The following is a 15,461-nucleotide window of genomic DNA, read 5'->3' on the forward strand; positions in this document are numbered from 1 at the left end:
AAATCACGGTTTCTTACTCTTTGTAACCGCGAACTGGAACATGTACGACGTCATAACCCTTTGATTACGCGGCATTTTAAACGTTAACAGGCAAGCAATTTCTTGCCTGCCTGTTAACAATTGTTACAGTCCGTTAACCGATCAGTTGGCCTGGCGGCGCAGGAACGCCGGAATCTCCAGCTGATCGTCGTCCTGAGTCGCCCTGGTCTGCGGCGTCAGGCGGCCCTGATCATCCAACTGGCCGCGCCGCGGCGCGTAAAGCTGGGCGTCCTGGCTGGCGAGGCGGCGCACTTCCGGTGCGGCCTGGCGCAGCTTGGGCTCGCGCGGCTGCGCCGGCTGCAGCCGTGCGGGCTCCTCCTCGCGGCGGGTCAGGCCATTGGTCAGGCGCTTCAGGAGGCCCATCGGGCCGCTGTTCTCGTGGTCGGCCGGGCGGCTCTTGGCGTCGACCTCGGCCTTGACGACCGGCGGAAAGTCCTCGACGCGCGGCATGCGCTGCGGCGCCATCGCCACCGGCTGCTGGACTTCACGCAGCATTTCGCGTGGCTGCGGAGCCGGCTGCATCATCTGCTGGACGACCGGCTGCACCATAGGCTGCGGTTGTGCGGGCGGCGCCTGGAAGATCTTGCTCTGCGGGCGGAAATCGTCCGCATGGGCGACAGGAGCCGGACGAGCCTGCGCCATGGCCGCGGCATTGGCTTCGGCCAACTGGATGGCCTCGGCGACCGGATCGGCGGCGCGCGGCTCATACACCGTCTGCTGGACCGGCGCCGGGCGGCTTTCCACAGGGGCGACGGCCGGCCGGGCAGCCTGCTTCGGCGGTGCGGTCCGGATCGAGATCGGGGCGGCGGCGATTTCGGCCGCCGACTTGTCGATGCCGGTGGCTACCACCGAGACGCGGATGACGCCTTCGAGTTCCTCGTCGAACGTGGCGCCCAGGATGATGTTGGCGTCCTGGTCGACTTCCTCGCGGATGCGGGTCGCCGCTTCGTCGACTTCGAACAGGGTCAGGTCGCGGCCGCCGGTGATCGAGATCAGCAAGCCCTTGGCGCCCTTCATCGAGGTCTCGTCGAGCAGCGGGTTGGCGATCGCGGCTTCCGCCGCCGCCATCGCGCGGCCCTCGCCCGAAGCCTCGCCGGTGCCCATCATCGCCTTGCCCATCTCGCGCATCACCGAACGCACGTCGGCGAAGTCGAGGTTGATCAGGCCTTCCTTGACCATCAGGTCGGTGATGCAGGCCACACCGGAGTAGAGCACCTGGTCCGCCATCGCGAAGGCGTCGGCGAAGGTGGTCTTGTCATTGGCCAGCCGGAACAGGTTCTGGTTGGGGATGACGATCAAGGTGTCGACGCATTTCTGCAGCTCCTCGATGCCGAAGTCGGCCGTCTTCATGCGGCGCTGGCCTTCGAAGTGGAACGGCTTGGTGACGACGCCGACAGTGAGAATGCCCTTCTCGCGCGCTGCGCGGGCAACAACCGGAGCAGCACCCGTACCGGTGCCGCCGCCCATGCCGGCGGTGACGAAGCACATATGGGTGTTGGTGAGATGGTCGAGAATCTCGTCGATGCACTCTTCCGCCGCCGCGCGGCCGACTTCCGGCTGCGATCCGGCACCGAGCCCCTCGGTGACATGCGCGCCAAGCTGGATCAGCCGAGAGGCCTTCGACATGGTCAGCGCCTGCGCGTCGGTGTTGGCCACGACGAACTCGACACCGCGCAGTCCGGCGGTGATCATGTTGTTCACGGCATTGCCGCCGCCGCCGCCTACACCGAACACGGTGATGCGCGGCTTAAGCTCGGTGATGTCCGGCTTCTGCAGATTGATGGTCATTGTCTCCGTCCTTTGCCTTTCACGCCGCTTCGCCGCCGCGGCCGCCTATGGGGCTGTCCCCGTCAATTAGAAACTGTCTCTCAACCACTGACTCATGCGATGCAGTTTTCCACCCGTTCCGGTCATTCTGAGACCGGAAATGCCTTTCGCCGGATGGCTCTCGAAGCTCGCCATCTGCGGATAGATCAGAAGCCCGACCGCGGCCGAGAAAGCCGGGCCTTTCGCCGCTTCGGGCAGGCCCGCCACGCCGAGCGGGCGACCGATGCGTACATTGCGCCCCAGGATGCGGCGCGCCGCTTCCGGCAGGCCGGCCAGCTGGCTGGCGCCGCCGGTGAGCACGACGCGCTTGCCGACCGCATTGCCGTAACCGGACTTGTTCAACCGGTCGCGCAGGAGTTCGAGCGTCTCGTCGATGCGGGCGCGCACGATGCGCGTCATCACCGAACGCGGGATCTGCAGCGGCACGTCGCCATCGTCGCCGATCGGCTGGATCGAGACCAGGTCGCGGTCGTCAGCGCTGCCCGGCAGCGCCGAGCCGTGCATCACCTTCAGCCGTTCGGCGGCGTCGAGCGAGGTCGAAAGTCCCTTGGCCATGTCGAGCGTCACATGGTTGCCGCCGATGGCGATGGCGTCGCCATGGACGAACTTGCCTTCCGAAAACACCGAGATCGTCGTCGTGCCGCCGCCCATGTCGATGCAGGCGGCTCCGAGTTCCAGCTCGTCGTCGACCAGTGCCGCCAGCCCGCTGGCATAGGGCGTCGCCACCATGCGCTCGACCGACAAATGCGAGCGGTTGATGGAGAGCTCCAGATTGCGCATCGGCGCCGCATCGCCCGTCAGCACATGCATGTCGACGCCAAGCGTGTCGCCCACCATGCCACGCGGATCGCGCACGCCACGCTCGGCATCGAGCGAGAAGCCGACGGGCAGCGAATGGACCACCTCGCGCTCGGCCTTCAGCGCCTGCTTGGCACCGGCGCCGAGCACGCGCTTGATGTCGGCTTCGTCGGCCTCGTGGCCGCCAAGATTGATGGTCGCCGAGAAGCTTTCGCTCTTCAGCCGGCCGGCGGTCATGTTGACGATCAGCGAATCGACCGTCAGCCCGGCCATGCGTTCGGCGGCGTCGACGGAGAGGCGAATGGCATGCTCGGCCCGGTCGAGATCGACGATGACGCCGGACTTCACGCCTTGCGATTTCTGGTGGCCGATGCCGATGACCTGGATGCGATGCGAGCGGCCGCGCAGGAGCTTGCCGTCATCGTTCGGCTTCAGCTTGGCCACCATGCAGCAGACCTTGTTCGAGCCGACATCCAGCACCGTCAGGGTGCCCGACCGGCGCGACGAGGCATCGCCAGAACCGCCAAGCCAGCTCATATCTTCGTCTCCGGCTTGCGCTTGAGGGTTTTCGGCTTCTCGTTGAGCGCGGCTTCGCGCTGCGTCGCCGCCTGCGGCGTCAGCTCCACGACCAGCCGGTCTGTCAGGCGCATGTCGACGGCGGCGATGTCGCGCGACAACAGCCCCTTGTCATGATCCATCTTGACGAGTTCGGCGAGCGCCTGGTCCTCGTCATCCTCGGGCAATTTGATGGTGATGCCGTTGTCCAGCTTCAGGTCCCAGCGCCGTTCGCCGACGCGGACATAGCCTTTGATGCGGCCGGCGAGGTCGGGATAGTGTTCGATCCTGGCCAGGAAATCGGGCGCCTTGGCGGGCGCGCCGGTGCCGATCAACAGCGGCAGGAGCACCTGCTTGCCGCCCGAGAACGGCGCGATGACGGCGCCATCCTTCTCGATGACGGAGAGGTCGTTGCCCTGCTGCCAGAGCGCGAAAGCCGCACGCTCCTCGACGCGCACTTCCAGCGTGTGCGGATAGACCTTGCGCACCGCCGCAACCTGGATCCAGGGCAAGGTGGCGATACGCTCCCGCGCGGCCTCGGCGTCGAAGCCGATCAGCGACGTCCAGCCATCGAGTTCCAGCCTGTCGAGAATGTCGATCTCCGAAGTCTGGCGGTTGCCGACCACCTTGACCTGGTCGACCGCGAAGCCGGTGCGGGCTGTGATGCTTTGAATGATCCCGTCGGCGTGACCGCCGAGGTAGGCGCCATAGGCGCCACTCGACACCAGCAGTACCGACGACATGATCGCGGCGGAGAAGCGCGGCGCCTGGAATTCACCATCGCCCAGGCGCGTCAGGATGCGTACCGGGCGGCGAAGCACGCGCGGCAGAACGAAATGGTCCAACGACAATGGCAGGCCGAACAGCGACGGCCCGGCCGCGCCCCTCACCTTACCCTGTCCCCATTTCAACGCAGACACGAAGCGTCCTCCACCATCCAACTCAACAATTCACCAAACGAATGCCCGGCATGGGCGGCAATTTCAGGCACCAGAGACGTCGGCGTCATGCCCGGCTGAGTGTTGACCTCGAGCCATACAACCTCGCCATTTTCGGAGTGACGATCGTCATAACGGAAGTCCGACCGGGAAACGCCCCGACAGCCGACAGCTTGGTGAGCCTTGAGCGCCAGTGTCTGTATTTTTTGGTAAATATTCGGTGAAACTTTTGCGGGGCATTCGTGTTTTGATCCGCCCGCGACATATTTTGAATCATAGTCGTAGAAGGAATGGCCCGTCGGGATGATCTCGCAGACGCCAAGCGCCACATCGCCCATGACGGCGCAGGTCAGCTCGCGCCCATGGATGTAGCGCTCGACCATGACGGTATCGCCATATTTCCATTCGGACGACCCGATCACCTGCGGCGGATGCGATTGCCCCTCCGACACGATGACGACGCCAAAGCTCGACCCCTCGCTGACCGGCTTGACCACATAGGGCGGCTTCATCGGATGCTTGTTCTGGATGGAGAACCGATCGGCGACCTTCGATTCAGCAACGGGGACGCCGACCGATTTGACGATCTTCTTCGCCTGCTCCTTGTTCATGGCAAGCGCCGAGGCGAGCACGCCGGAATGGCTGTAGGGAATGCCGAGATATTCAAGGATGCCCTGGATGGTACCGTCCTCGCCAAAAGGCCCATGCAGCGCATTGAAGGCGACGTCAGGCTTGAGCTCGGCAAGCACCGAGCCGACATCGCGCCCGACATCGACGCGGGTGACCTGGTAACCCTCCTGCTCCAGCGCATCGGCACAGGCCTTTCCGGAAGACAGAGACACGGGCCGCTCGGACGAGAAACCTCCCAGCAATACGGCCACATGCTTGCTTTTCATTCCCCGTCATCCCCTCTCACCGCGGACCAAAAACACAAGATTTCCGCAACATTGAGTCTGAGTCTCCCGGCAGGTTGCCCCCCAGACGGAAAACGCTGAAAACGCGTCGAACGACTCAAATCAGGAAACGCTTCAGGGCAGAGAATCAGAGAGTTGATTCACTGGCAAGCACTTATGATTCCGAGAGATTCACTTTCTGAGAAAACAGATGCGAAAACCGTGTCGCTGAGTCTTTGCAGCAACGATTTCACGGCATTTCGATCCCCTTGAAGTTCACGCATCACATGAACTTCAAGAGGCGCTAGAGAAGCTGGCCGAGGAACTCCTGGACGGCATATCCGGAACGGAAATTGCCGATGCGCTTGATCTCCCACTGCAACCGGATGCCGGAATGCTCGAGCACCCGCGCGCGCACCGTCTCGCCGAGATATTCGAGGTCGTAGCCGGTCGCCGTTCCGGTGTTGATCATAAAGTTGCAGTGCATCGGCGACATCTGCGCACCGCCGATCATCAGCCCGCGGCAACCCGCCTTGTCGATCTCCTTCCAGGCCGACGTGCCTTCCGGATTCTTGAAGGTCGAGCCGCCCGTCTTCTCGCGGATCGGCTGCACGGTCTCGCGATGGTTCTGCACCGCATCCATCGCCGCCTTGATCACCGCCCTGTCCTCGGCAAAGCCTTCGAAAACGGCCGAAGTGAAGATCAGCCCGGCGGGCGCCGCCGAATGGCGGTAGGCATAGCCCATCTCGGCATTGCTCAGCGTTTGGGAGTTGCCCGCGCGGTCGAGCGCCCGCACCTCGACGACGCGCTCGCGCGTCTCGACGCCGTTGGCGCCGGCATTCATCCTGAGCGCGCCGCCGATAGCGCCTGGAATGCCGTGATAGAAATGGAAGCCGCCAATGCCGGCCTCGAGCGCCACCGCCGCCATGCGCTTGTCTGGCGTGGCGGCACCTGCCTTGATCCTGATCGGGGAAACGACTTCGGCCTCGCCAAAGCCCTTGGCCGAAAGCCTGATAACGAAACCCGGAATGCCGCCGTCGCGGACCAGAAGGTTCGAACCGACGCCAACGATGGTCAGGGGTATCTCTTCGGGAACGGCTCTGAGGAAGGCCGACAGATCCTCCTCGTCCGCAGGCTGGAACAGCGCCTCGGCAAGGCCGCCAGCCCGGAACCAGGTGATCTTGTCCATCTCGGCATTCGGCGTGATGCGGCCGCGCAGACCGGCTAGCCGGCCGCCAAGTCTGTCGATCAGGGCCTGGCCGTTCATCATGGGGCGGCAAGCTCCTTCGGCAGCGCATAGGCCCACTGAGTGATATTGCCGGCGCCGAGAAAGACGACAAAGTCGCCGGGCTTGGCGATGTCGCGGATGACGGGCGCGATGTCGGCCGGTCCCTCGATGTAGCGGGCGTCGCGATGGCCGCCGGCGCGGATACGCGACACCAGCGCGTCCGATGTCACGCCGTCCATCGGCTCTTCGCCGGCGGCGTAGACCGGGGCGACCATCACCGTGTCGGCATCGTTGAAGCAGGCGGAGAACTCGTTGAACAGATCATGCAACCGGGTGAAGCGGTGCGGCTGGGCAATGGCGATGACACGCCCGTTGGTGGCGCTGCGCGCCGCCTTCAGCACCGCCGAGATTTCGACCGGGTGGTGGCCGTAATCGTCGAACACGTCGACACCGTTCCAGGAACCGGTGTGGGTGAAGCGGCGCTTGACGCCGGCGAAGGACGACAGGCCTTTCTTGATCGCCTCGGCCGACAGGCCGAGTTCGTGCGCGACCGCGATCGCGGCGGTCGCGTTGGAGACATTGTGGCGGCCGGGCATCGGCAGGCGCAGGCCCGAAATCGCCGTCTGGCCGCGCCCCTTGCGGTCGCGGATGATCACGTCGAACTCCGAGGTCGCCCCCGCCATGCGATGGTTGGTGAAGCGCACATCGGCCTGTGCGTTCTCGCCATAGGTGATGACGCGCCGGTCCTCGATGCGCCCGACCAGCGCCTGCACTTCCGGGTGATCGGTGCACATCACTCCGAAGCCATAGAAAGGCACGTTCTCGACGAACTGGCGGAACGCTTCGCGCACATTGTCGAAATTGCCATAATGATCGAGATGCTCGGGATCGATGTTGGTGACGACGGCGATGTCGGCCGGCAGCTTGAGGAAGGTGCCGTCGCTCTCGTCGGCTTCGACCACCATCCACTCGCCATCGCCCATGCGGGCGTTGGTGCCGTAGGCATTGATGATGCCGCCATTGATGACGGTCGGGTCGAGCCCGCCGGCCTCGAGCAGCGTCGCCACCATCGAGGTCGTCGTGGTCTTGCCATGCGTGCCGCCGATCGCCACCGCCTGGCGAAAACGCATCAGTTCGGCCAGCATCTCCGCGCGGCGCACGATCGGCAACAGCTTTTCACGCGCCGCCTTCAGCTCCGGATTCGACTTCTTGATCGCCGTCGAGACGACGATGACCTCGGCGTCACCGAGATTCTCCGGCTTGTGGCCGACGAAGCATTCGATACCCTTGTCGCGCAGCCGCTGCACATTGGCGCTGTCGGCCTGATCGGAGCCCTGCACCTTGTAGCCGAGATTGTGCAGCACCTCCGCGATGCCGCTCATGCCGATGCCGCCAATGCCGATGAAATGCACGAGGCCGATGGTCTGCGGCATCTTCATGGGTGCGTCCCCTTCCTGAAATCCGATACTGTTTTGCGGGACGCAATAGCCTCTGTGAGGTCGGCGAGCAACCGCGCCGCGTCGGGCCTGCCGACCGACTTGGCCGCGGCAGCCATCGTCGCCAGCCGCTCCGGTTGGTCTATCAGGGCGCCGAGCAATGCCGCGATACGCTCGGGCGAAAGCGAGGATTGCACATGCACTTCGCCACCGCCGGCGGCCGCAAGGGCGGCTGCATTGGCCGCCTGGTCGTGGTCGAGCGCGAAGGGATAGGGCACCAGCAGCGCGGGCCGGCCGATGACGGCGATTTCCGACACGGTCGAGGCGCCGGAACGAGAGATTACAAGATGCGCCGCCGCTATGCGCGCCGCCATGTCGGTGAAGAACGGCGAGACCTCGACGGTGACGCCGAGCGCGGCATAGGCCGCCTTCACCCGCGCCACGTCGTCCGCGCGAGCTTGTTGGGTCACGACAAGGCGCTTGCGCTGTGCGTCGGAAAGCAACGCGATTGCCCCCGGCATGGCATCGGAAAAGAACTGTGCGCCCTGGCTGCCGCCGAACACCAGCAGGCGGAAAGGCTCATCCCCGGTTGAAGCCGCGTAAGGCGTCCTGGCCGCTTCGAGAACAGCCGGCCGGACCGGATTGCCGGTCGTCACAGTCTTGGCGCCGGCCGCGCTTTCATCCTGCGGCAGGAAGCCGCCGGCTATCGCGTCGACACGGCCGGCCAGCGCCCGGTTGGCGCGCCCCATCACCGCGTTCTGCTCGTGGATCAGCGTCGGCACCTTGCGCCGCGTCGCCGCGTAGAGCGGCGGCAAGGTCGGATAGCCGCCAAAGCCGACCACGGCCTCCGGCTTGACCCTGCCGATGATGGCGGAGGCCTGACGCACGCCGCTCCAGATTTTCCAGAAGGCGCCGAGCAGGGCGAAGGGATTTTTCGAGCCTAACGTCGCCGACTGGATCGGATGGACGGCCGCCGCAGGAAAATGGGCGGCAAACCGTTCGGCCCGGGTGTCGGTCGCCAGATGCACCGCCCAGCCGCGATCGAGGAGTTCATGCGCCAGCGCTTCGGCTGGAAACAGATGTCCGCCGGTTCCGCCCGCCGCGAGAAGGATAACGCCTCTGGCCATGTCACTCCGCCGGCATGGCGCGCTGCGGCAGGGTAAAGCCCATCTGCTTGCGCTTTTCCGGCCGCTTGCGCGTCAGCGCCAGCACCATCCCCATCGAGATGGCGATGGCGATCTGCGAGGAGCCGCCATAGGAGATGAAGGGCAGCGTCATGCCCTTTGCCGGCACCAGCTGCAGGTTGACGCACATGTTGATGACGGCCTGCAGGCCGAACACGGTGACCAGACCGCCGACCGCATAACGGGTGAAGTCGTCATGCTCCTTGAGCGCCGTGTTGAGACCGCGCAGCACGATGAAGGCGAAGATCGACATGATGAAGAAACACATGATCAGCCCAAATTCTTCGCCCGCGACCGAGAAGACGAAGTCGGCATGGCTGTCGGGGATGACCCGCTTGACCGTGCCCTCGCCCGGCCCAACGCCGAACCAGCCGCCATTGATCAGCGCATCGCGGCCCATGTCGACCTGGAACGTGTCGCCTTCGCCGGTGAGGAATTTGTCGATGCGCAGCGCGACGTGCGGAAACACCGTATAGGCGGCGAAGACGCCGCCGACGCCGGCAGCGCCCAGCACGATGATCCAAAGCCATGGCAGCCCCGCCATGAAGAACATGATGCCCCAGGTGCCGGTGGTCAGCATGGTTTGGCCGAGGTCCGGCTGCGCCACCAGCAGCGACACGACCAGCACCAGGAGCAGCATGGCGAACAGATTGCCCGGAATGTCGGGCTGGCGCTTGTGCTCGGCGAACAGCCACGCGCACATGATGACGAAGGCCGGCTTGAGGAACTCGGACGGCTGGATGGACAGGCCGGCAAGCGACACCCAGCGGCGCGCGCCCTTCACCTCGACGCCGACATAGAGCACCGCCACCATCAGCACCAGCATCAGGCACAGCATGATCAGCGACATGCGCCGGATCTGCCTGGAATCCAGGAACGAGACCGCCAGCATCACGCCGAGCGCAGGCACGGTGAAGATGATCTGCCGGGTGGCGAAATGGAAACTGTCGAGGCCGATGCGTTCGGCCACCGCAGGACTTGCCGCGAAGGACAACACGATGCCGAGCCCCATCAGCGACAGAAACGCCGCCAGGAACCAGCGATCGATGGTCCACCACCAGGTTGCGACCGGACTTTTGTCGAGACGGCTCTGCATTATCGTGCCCCTCCGATGGGTTTGACGCCATCCATAGCGCTCGCAGCTTGCCTGAAGGCTTCGCCGCGGACCTCGAAATTCTTGAACTGGTCGAAACTGGCGCAGGCCGGCGACAACAGCACCACCGCCTCGCCACTGTCGTCCTTGGCCGCGTCATGCGCGGCATGCTCCACCGCTGCCGCCAGCGTGCCCGAGATCTCGTAGGGCACGGCCTCGCCGAGCGTCGCCGAAAAGGCGGGCGCCGCCTCGCCGATCAGATAAGCCTTGGCGATGCGCGGGAAAAAACCGCGTAGCGGCTCGATGCCGCCTTCCTTGGGCAGGCCGCCGGCGATCCAGTAGATGCGATTGAAGCTGGACAGCGCGGGTGCGGCGGCATCGGCATTGGTCGCCTTGGAATCGTTGACGAACAGCACATGGTCCTTGCGGCCAACCTGCTCCATGCGGTGCGCCAGACCCGGGAAGCTTTCCAGCCCAGACTGGATCTCGCCAAGGTTGAGCCCGACCTTGAGGCAAGCGGCGACGGCGGCCAACGCGTTTTGCGCATTGTGCTGACCACGCAGCGAGCCAATGCCTTCGAGGAAGGCTACCCGGCTGTAGCGGCCGTGCACGGCTTCCATCAGATTGGTGCCGTCGGCGAAATAGCCGTCGGTCAGCGGCAGGCGCTTGGAAATGCGGACGACCTGCCGCCCTGCCCGCTCCAGCCGATCGGCGATCTGCGCGCACCAGGAATCGTCGATGCCGATGATCGCCGTCTCGCTGCCCGCCACCAGCCGCTCCTTGATCGAAGCGTAGTGCTGCATGGTGCCGTGGCGGTCGAGATGGTCGGGCGTCAGATTGAGCAGGATGCCGGCCGTCGGATTGATCGAGGGCGCAAGGTCGATCTGGTAGGACGAGCATTCGACTACATAATGCCGGCCGGGCTTCGGCGGATCGAGCGTCATCACCGCACGGCCGATATTGCCGCCCATCTGCGTGTCGCGCCCGGAGGCTTGAAGGATATGCGCCGTCAGCGCCGTCGTCGTCGACTTGCCGTTGGTGCCGGTGATGGCGATGAAGGGAGCATCCGGCGCACGCTGCGTCCGTTCCCTGCAGAACAGCTCGATATCGCCGATGACCTCGACGCCGGCCCCGCGCGCCAACTCCACGGTCCAGTGCGGCTTGGGATGGGTCAGCGGCACGCCGGGTGACAGCACGAAGGCGGAAAAACCGGCCCAGTCGGCGCCACGCAGATCGCCGGTGGCGATGCCGGTGGCGGCCGCCTTGGCGACGCTGCCGGGATTGTCGTCCCAGGCCAGCACCTCGGCGCCGCCCTCGATCAGCGCGCGCGCCGTGGCGATCCCCGAGCCGCCGAGCCCGAAGAGCGATACACGCTTGCCTGCGAAGGATGCGGCGGGGATCAAGTGGCGGCCTATCTGAGCTTGAGGGTGGAAAGACCGACCAGCGCCAGGATGACGGCGATGATCCAGAAGCGGATCACCACCTGGCTTTCGGTCCAGCCGAGCTTTTCGAAATGATGGTGGATCGGCGCCATCAGGAACACGCGCTTGCCGGTCATCTTGAAGTAGCCGACCTGGATGATGACCGAGAGAATCTCGACCACGAACAGGCCGCCGACGATGACGAGCACGATCTCGTGCTTGGTGGCGACCGCGACCGTGCCGATCAGGCCGCCCATGGCCAGCGATCCGGTGTCGCCCATGAATATCGCCGCGGGCGGCGCGTTGAACCACAGGAAGCCTAGGCCGGCGCCGATGACCGCGCCAAGCACGACCGCCAGTTCACCAGTGCCAGGCACGAAATGGATCTGCAGATATTCGGCGAAAACCGCGTTGCCCGAGAGATAGGCGATGACGCCGAAGGACGCCGCCGCGATCATGATCGGCACGATCGCCAGGCCGTCGAGGCCATCGGTCAGGTTCACCGCATTGCCGGCGCCGACGATGACGAAGCAGGAGAACGGAATGAAGAACCAGCCGAGGTTGATGATGAATTCCTTGGCGAAGGGGAATGTCAGCGACGACGAGAACGGCGCCTGGCCATTGTGCATGATCGCCCAGGCGGCGATGCCGGCGATAACGAATTCCAGCGCAAGCCGCGCCTTGCCGGAGAAGCCGAGATGCGACTGCTTCGTCACCTTCAGATAGTCGTCGTAAAAGCCGATCGAGCCGAAGCCGAGTGTCACCAACAGCACCACCCAGACATAGATGCTGGACAGGTTCGCCCATAAAAGCGACGAGCCGATGATGCCGGACAGGATCATCAGTCCGCCCATGGTCGGCGTACCTGCCTTTTTGAAATGGGTCTGCGGCCCGTCGGCGCGGATCGGTTGGCCCTTGCCTTGCCTGAGCCGCAGCGAATTGATGATGGTCGGCCCGAAGATGAAGACGATCAGGGCGGAGGTGATCAGCGCCCCGCCGGTGCGGAACGTGATGTAGCGGAAGACATTGAAGACAGAGACCTTGTCCGCGAAATCGACCAGCAGTGTGAACATGCGCTTTCGTCCCCGACTAGGTCTGGTTGCTTGTTGTCGTTTCAGCCGGGAATTTGCCCAGCAGCGCATCGACCAGTTTTGCAAAACCGATGCCCTTCGACGATTTGATCATCACCACGTCGCCCGGCTTCAGCGCGGCGAGCAGCACCGGCTTCAACTCCTCGACGCCGGCGCGGTATTCCGTCCTGATATCGTCCGGCAGCGCTTCCGCCAGCGACCGCATTTCCGGGCCGCCGAGAAAGACCGTCCGCGTGCCGGTGCCGACGATGAGATCGGCAAGAGCGGCGTGCAGCTTGGCCGAGTGATCGCCGAGCTCGAGCATGTCGCCAAGCACAGCGATGCGCCTGCCGTCGCCCGTTACCGGCGTCGCGTTGAGCAGCGCCATCGCGGCCGCCATCGAGGCAGGATTGGCGTTGTAGCTCTCGTCGATCAGCGTGATCGAGCCACCGGCCTGGCTCGAAATCGGGCCCCCGGCCCGGCCCGAAATCGGGCCACCGGGATGCCGCAGCACGTGGCGCTTGCCGCGCCCGCGCTCGGCCGAGAGATCGGCCAGCGCCAATGCAACCTTGTCGAGATCGGCGCCAACCAGATGGGCGGCGCCAAGCACCGCCAGCACGTTCTGCACCATGTGCCGGCCGGGCGCGCCGATACGGGCGATGATATCGTGGCCGCAGATCCTGGCGGCGATGTCGGAATGGTCGGCATGCAACTCGCACTTGACCAGCTTGAAGGTCGAGCGCGCATTCTCGCCGAAGCCATGGATATGCTCGACGCTGGCAGCCTGTGCCATCTTGTACAGCAGCTTGAAACGCGCATCGTCGCGGTTGAGGACGGCAGCACCATCGGGCTCCAGGCCCTCGAAAATCTCGGCCTTGGCCTTGGCGATCTCGTCCAGGTTGCGGAAGAAGCCAAGATGCGCGGCCGCGATCATGGTGACGATGGCGACATGCGGCCGCACCATCTTCACCAGCGGCCGGATCTCGTCGGGATGGTTCATGCCGATCTCGAACACGGCATAGTCGCAATCGGCGGGCATGCGCGCCAAGGTCAGCGGCACGCCCCAATGGTTGTTGAAGGACTGCGCCGAGGCATGCACCTTGCCGACAGCCGAAAGCACGTGGCGCAGCGCCTCCTTGGTCGTGGTCTTGCCCGCCGAGCCGGTCACCGCGATGATCTTGGCTTGCGAGCGGGCGCGCGCCGCGACACCGAGCTTTTCCAGCGCAACCAGGACGTCGTCGACGACGATTATCGGCGCGGTCAACCGGCCAAGTGAGGGCAGCTTGCCTTCGGCCACCACCAGCACGCCGGCGCCGGCCTTGATGGCCGCGGTGACGAAGTCATGGCCGTCCATCGCCTCGCCCTTGATGGCAAAGAAAGCATCGCCCGGCTGCAGGCTGCGGCTGTCGATCGAAATGCCCGATATGCCTTCGGGCATGGGGCCGAGCGGCCGCCCGTCCGTGGCGGCAACCAGCGCTTCCGACGTCCACAGCAAGCTCATGCGGCATGCTCCCGGAGCGCGGCGCGCACTTCCTCGTGGTCGGAGAAATGCAGCGTTTCCGAGCCGATCGTCTGGCCTTCCTCATGACCCTTGCCGGCCACGATCAGCGTATCGCCGGCATGCAGCATGCCGACAGCCTCGTGGATAGCCTTGCGCCGGTCGCCGATCTCCATGGCGCCGGGCGCGGCCCCAAGAATGGCGGCGCGGATGGTTTCGGGCACTTCCGAGCGCGGATTGTCGTCGGTGACGATGACGACATCTGCAAGCCGTGTCGCGATCTCGCCCATGATCGGTCGTTTGCCACGGTCGCGGTCGCCACCACAGCCGAAGACGACCATGACACGGCCGGTGGTGAACGGACGCACCGAGGCCAGCACGTTCTCCAGCGCATCGGGCTTGTGCGCGTAATCGACATAGACCGGCGCGCCGCTCGCCGTGGTGCCGACGAGATCGAGCCGGCCCGGCGCCCCTTTCAATTTCTCCAATGCCGCCAAGGCTTTGGCGACAGGCGTTCCAGTGGAAATGGCCAGCCCCGCCGAAACCAGCGCATTCGCGATCTGGAAATCGCCGGCGAGCGGCAGGTCGATCTCGTGGATCACACCGTCGGCCTCGACCTCGGCACGCTGGCGATGACGCTCATGCTCGACCCGCTTCAGCCTGAGGAAATCGCCATGGCGGCCAACCGTCAGCACGTCGAGCCCGGCGGCCCGCGCCGCCTTTATCGTCGGTTCCGACCACGGATCGTCGGCGAAGACGATGGCGGGTGCGCCCTTCGGCAGCAGCGTGTCGAACAGGCGCAATTTGGCGCGATGATAATCCTCGATCGTCGGATGGTAATCCATGTGGTCGCGGCCGAGATTGGTGAAGCCCCCGGCCGAGAGCTTCACCCCATCGAGGCGGCGCTGGTCGAGCCCGTGGCTGGAGGCCTCCATCGAGGCGTGGGTAACGCCGGCATCGGCCAATTCCCTGAGCAACCGGTGCAGGGCGACCGGATCGGGTGTCGTCAGCGAACCATATTCGTTGCGGCCGGGCGCGACCACGCCAGTGGTGCCGATCGAGGCGGCGGCGTATCCCGCCTGCTCCCAAATCTGCCTGGTGAAGGCGGCAACCGACGTCTTGCCGCTGGTGCCGGTAACCGCGACCATGGTTTGCGGCTGTTTGCCGAAGTAGCGGGCGGCACTCAAGGCCAGTGCCAGGCGCGGATCATCGACCCCCAGTACCGGAACCGGCAAATCGGCAAGGGCGCTCCCGTTGCCCAAGACGATCGCGGCAGCGCCACGCCGGGCCGCGTCGGCGGCATAGCTCGCGCCATCGGCCTTGGTTCCGGCAAGCGCGAAAAAGACGACGCCCGGTTTTACCTGGCGGGAATCGGACGAGATGCCGGTAACCTCCAGATCGGCCGAAGCTGTTCCTTCGACAGGCAGGATACCGGCTAGATCTTTGAGCTTCATCGAGTCCCGTTCACCGCAACAAAATAG

The 15,461-nt window shown here is 64.9% G+C and carries 12 protein-coding genes; all 12 read right to left on the reverse strand.

The features are described from left to right. Nucleotides 1–141: 141 nt before the first annotated feature. Nucleotides 142–1,827, reverse strand: a complete 1,686-nt coding sequence (gene ftsZ, locus FJ527_RS06390; protein ID WP_015317216.1) for a cell division protein FtsZ — start codon at nt 1,825–1,827, stop codon at nt 142–144. A 66-nt stretch (nt 1,828–1,893) separates the two neighbouring features. After that, complete coding sequence (gene ftsA / locus FJ527_RS06395) at nt 1,894–3,201, reverse strand: cell division protein FtsA (protein ID WP_015317215.1); 1,308 nt, start codon at nt 3,199–3,201, stop codon at nt 1,894–1,896. Further along, on the reverse strand, nt 3,198–4,139 hold the full coding sequence (locus FJ527_RS06400) for a cell division protein FtsQ/DivIB (RefSeq protein WP_140822250.1): 942 nt from the start codon (nt 4,137–4,139) through the stop codon (nt 3,198–3,200). The genes ftsA and FJ527_RS06400 overlap by 4 nt, the downstream gene beginning before the upstream one ends. Continuing rightward, nucleotides 4,127–5,053, reverse strand: a complete 927-nt coding sequence (locus tag FJ527_RS06405; protein ID WP_140822252.1) for a D-alanine--D-alanine ligase — start codon at nt 5,051–5,053, stop codon at nt 4,127–4,129. The genes FJ527_RS06400 and FJ527_RS06405 overlap by 13 nt, the downstream gene beginning before the upstream one ends. Nucleotides 5,054–5,354: 301 nt before the next feature. After that, a complete protein-coding gene (gene murB / locus FJ527_RS06410) occupies nt 5,355–6,320 on the reverse strand; it encodes a UDP-N-acetylmuramate dehydrogenase (protein WP_140822254.1) in 966 nt (321 codons plus the stop codon). Continuing rightward, a complete protein-coding gene (gene murC / locus FJ527_RS06415; RefSeq protein WP_140726112.1) occupies nt 6,317–7,717 on the reverse strand; it encodes a UDP-N-acetylmuramate--L-alanine ligase in 1,401 nt (466 codons plus the stop codon). Before murC ends, murB begins: the two co-directional genes overlap by 4 nt. Beyond that, nucleotides 7,714–8,841 (reverse strand): undecaprenyldiphospho-muramoylpentapeptide beta-N-acetylglucosaminyltransferase, encoded by a 1,128-nt coding sequence (murG, locus tag FJ527_RS06420; protein WP_140615631.1) that lies wholly within the window; start codon nt 8,839–8,841, stop codon nt 7,714–7,716. The genes murC and murG overlap by 4 nt, the downstream gene beginning before the upstream one ends. Before the next feature lies 1 nt (nt 8,842). Then, on the reverse strand, nt 8,843–9,994 hold the full coding sequence (gene ftsW / locus FJ527_RS06425; protein ID WP_015317209.1) for a putative lipid II flippase FtsW: 1,152 nt from the start codon (nt 9,992–9,994) through the stop codon (nt 8,843–8,845). After that, on the reverse strand, nt 9,994–11,394 hold the full coding sequence (murD, locus tag FJ527_RS06430; RefSeq protein ID WP_140660917.1) for a UDP-N-acetylmuramoyl-L-alanine--D-glutamate ligase: 1,401 nt from the start codon (nt 11,392–11,394) through the stop codon (nt 9,994–9,996). Before murD ends, ftsW begins: the two co-directional genes overlap by 1 nt. An 8-nt stretch (nt 11,395–11,402) precedes the next feature. Further along, nucleotides 11,403–12,485 (reverse strand): phospho-N-acetylmuramoyl-pentapeptide-transferase, encoded by a 1,083-nt coding sequence (mraY, locus tag FJ527_RS06435; protein ID WP_015317207.1) that lies wholly within the window; start codon nt 12,483–12,485, stop codon nt 11,403–11,405. Nucleotides 12,486–12,501: 16 nt separating this feature from the next. Then, nucleotides 12,502–13,983: a UDP-N-acetylmuramoylalanyl-D-glutamyl-2,6-diaminopimelate--D-alanyl-D-alanine ligase gene (locus FJ527_RS06440; protein WP_140822257.1), complete on the reverse strand. Its 1,482-nt coding sequence runs from the start codon at nt 13,981–13,983 to the stop codon at nt 12,502–12,504. Beyond that, on the reverse strand, nt 13,980–15,434 hold the full coding sequence (locus tag FJ527_RS06445; protein WP_140615623.1) for a UDP-N-acetylmuramoyl-L-alanyl-D-glutamate--2,6-diaminopimelate ligase: 1,455 nt from the start codon (nt 15,432–15,434) through the stop codon (nt 13,980–13,982). The genes FJ527_RS06440 and FJ527_RS06445 overlap by 4 nt, the downstream gene beginning before the upstream one ends. Nucleotides 15,435–15,461 lie beyond the last annotated feature (27 nt).

The sequence above is a fragment of the Mesorhizobium sp. B2-4-18 genome (assembly GCF_006441385.1).
GTDB lineage: Bacteria > Pseudomonadota > Alphaproteobacteria > Rhizobiales > Rhizobiaceae > Mesorhizobium > Mesorhizobium australicum.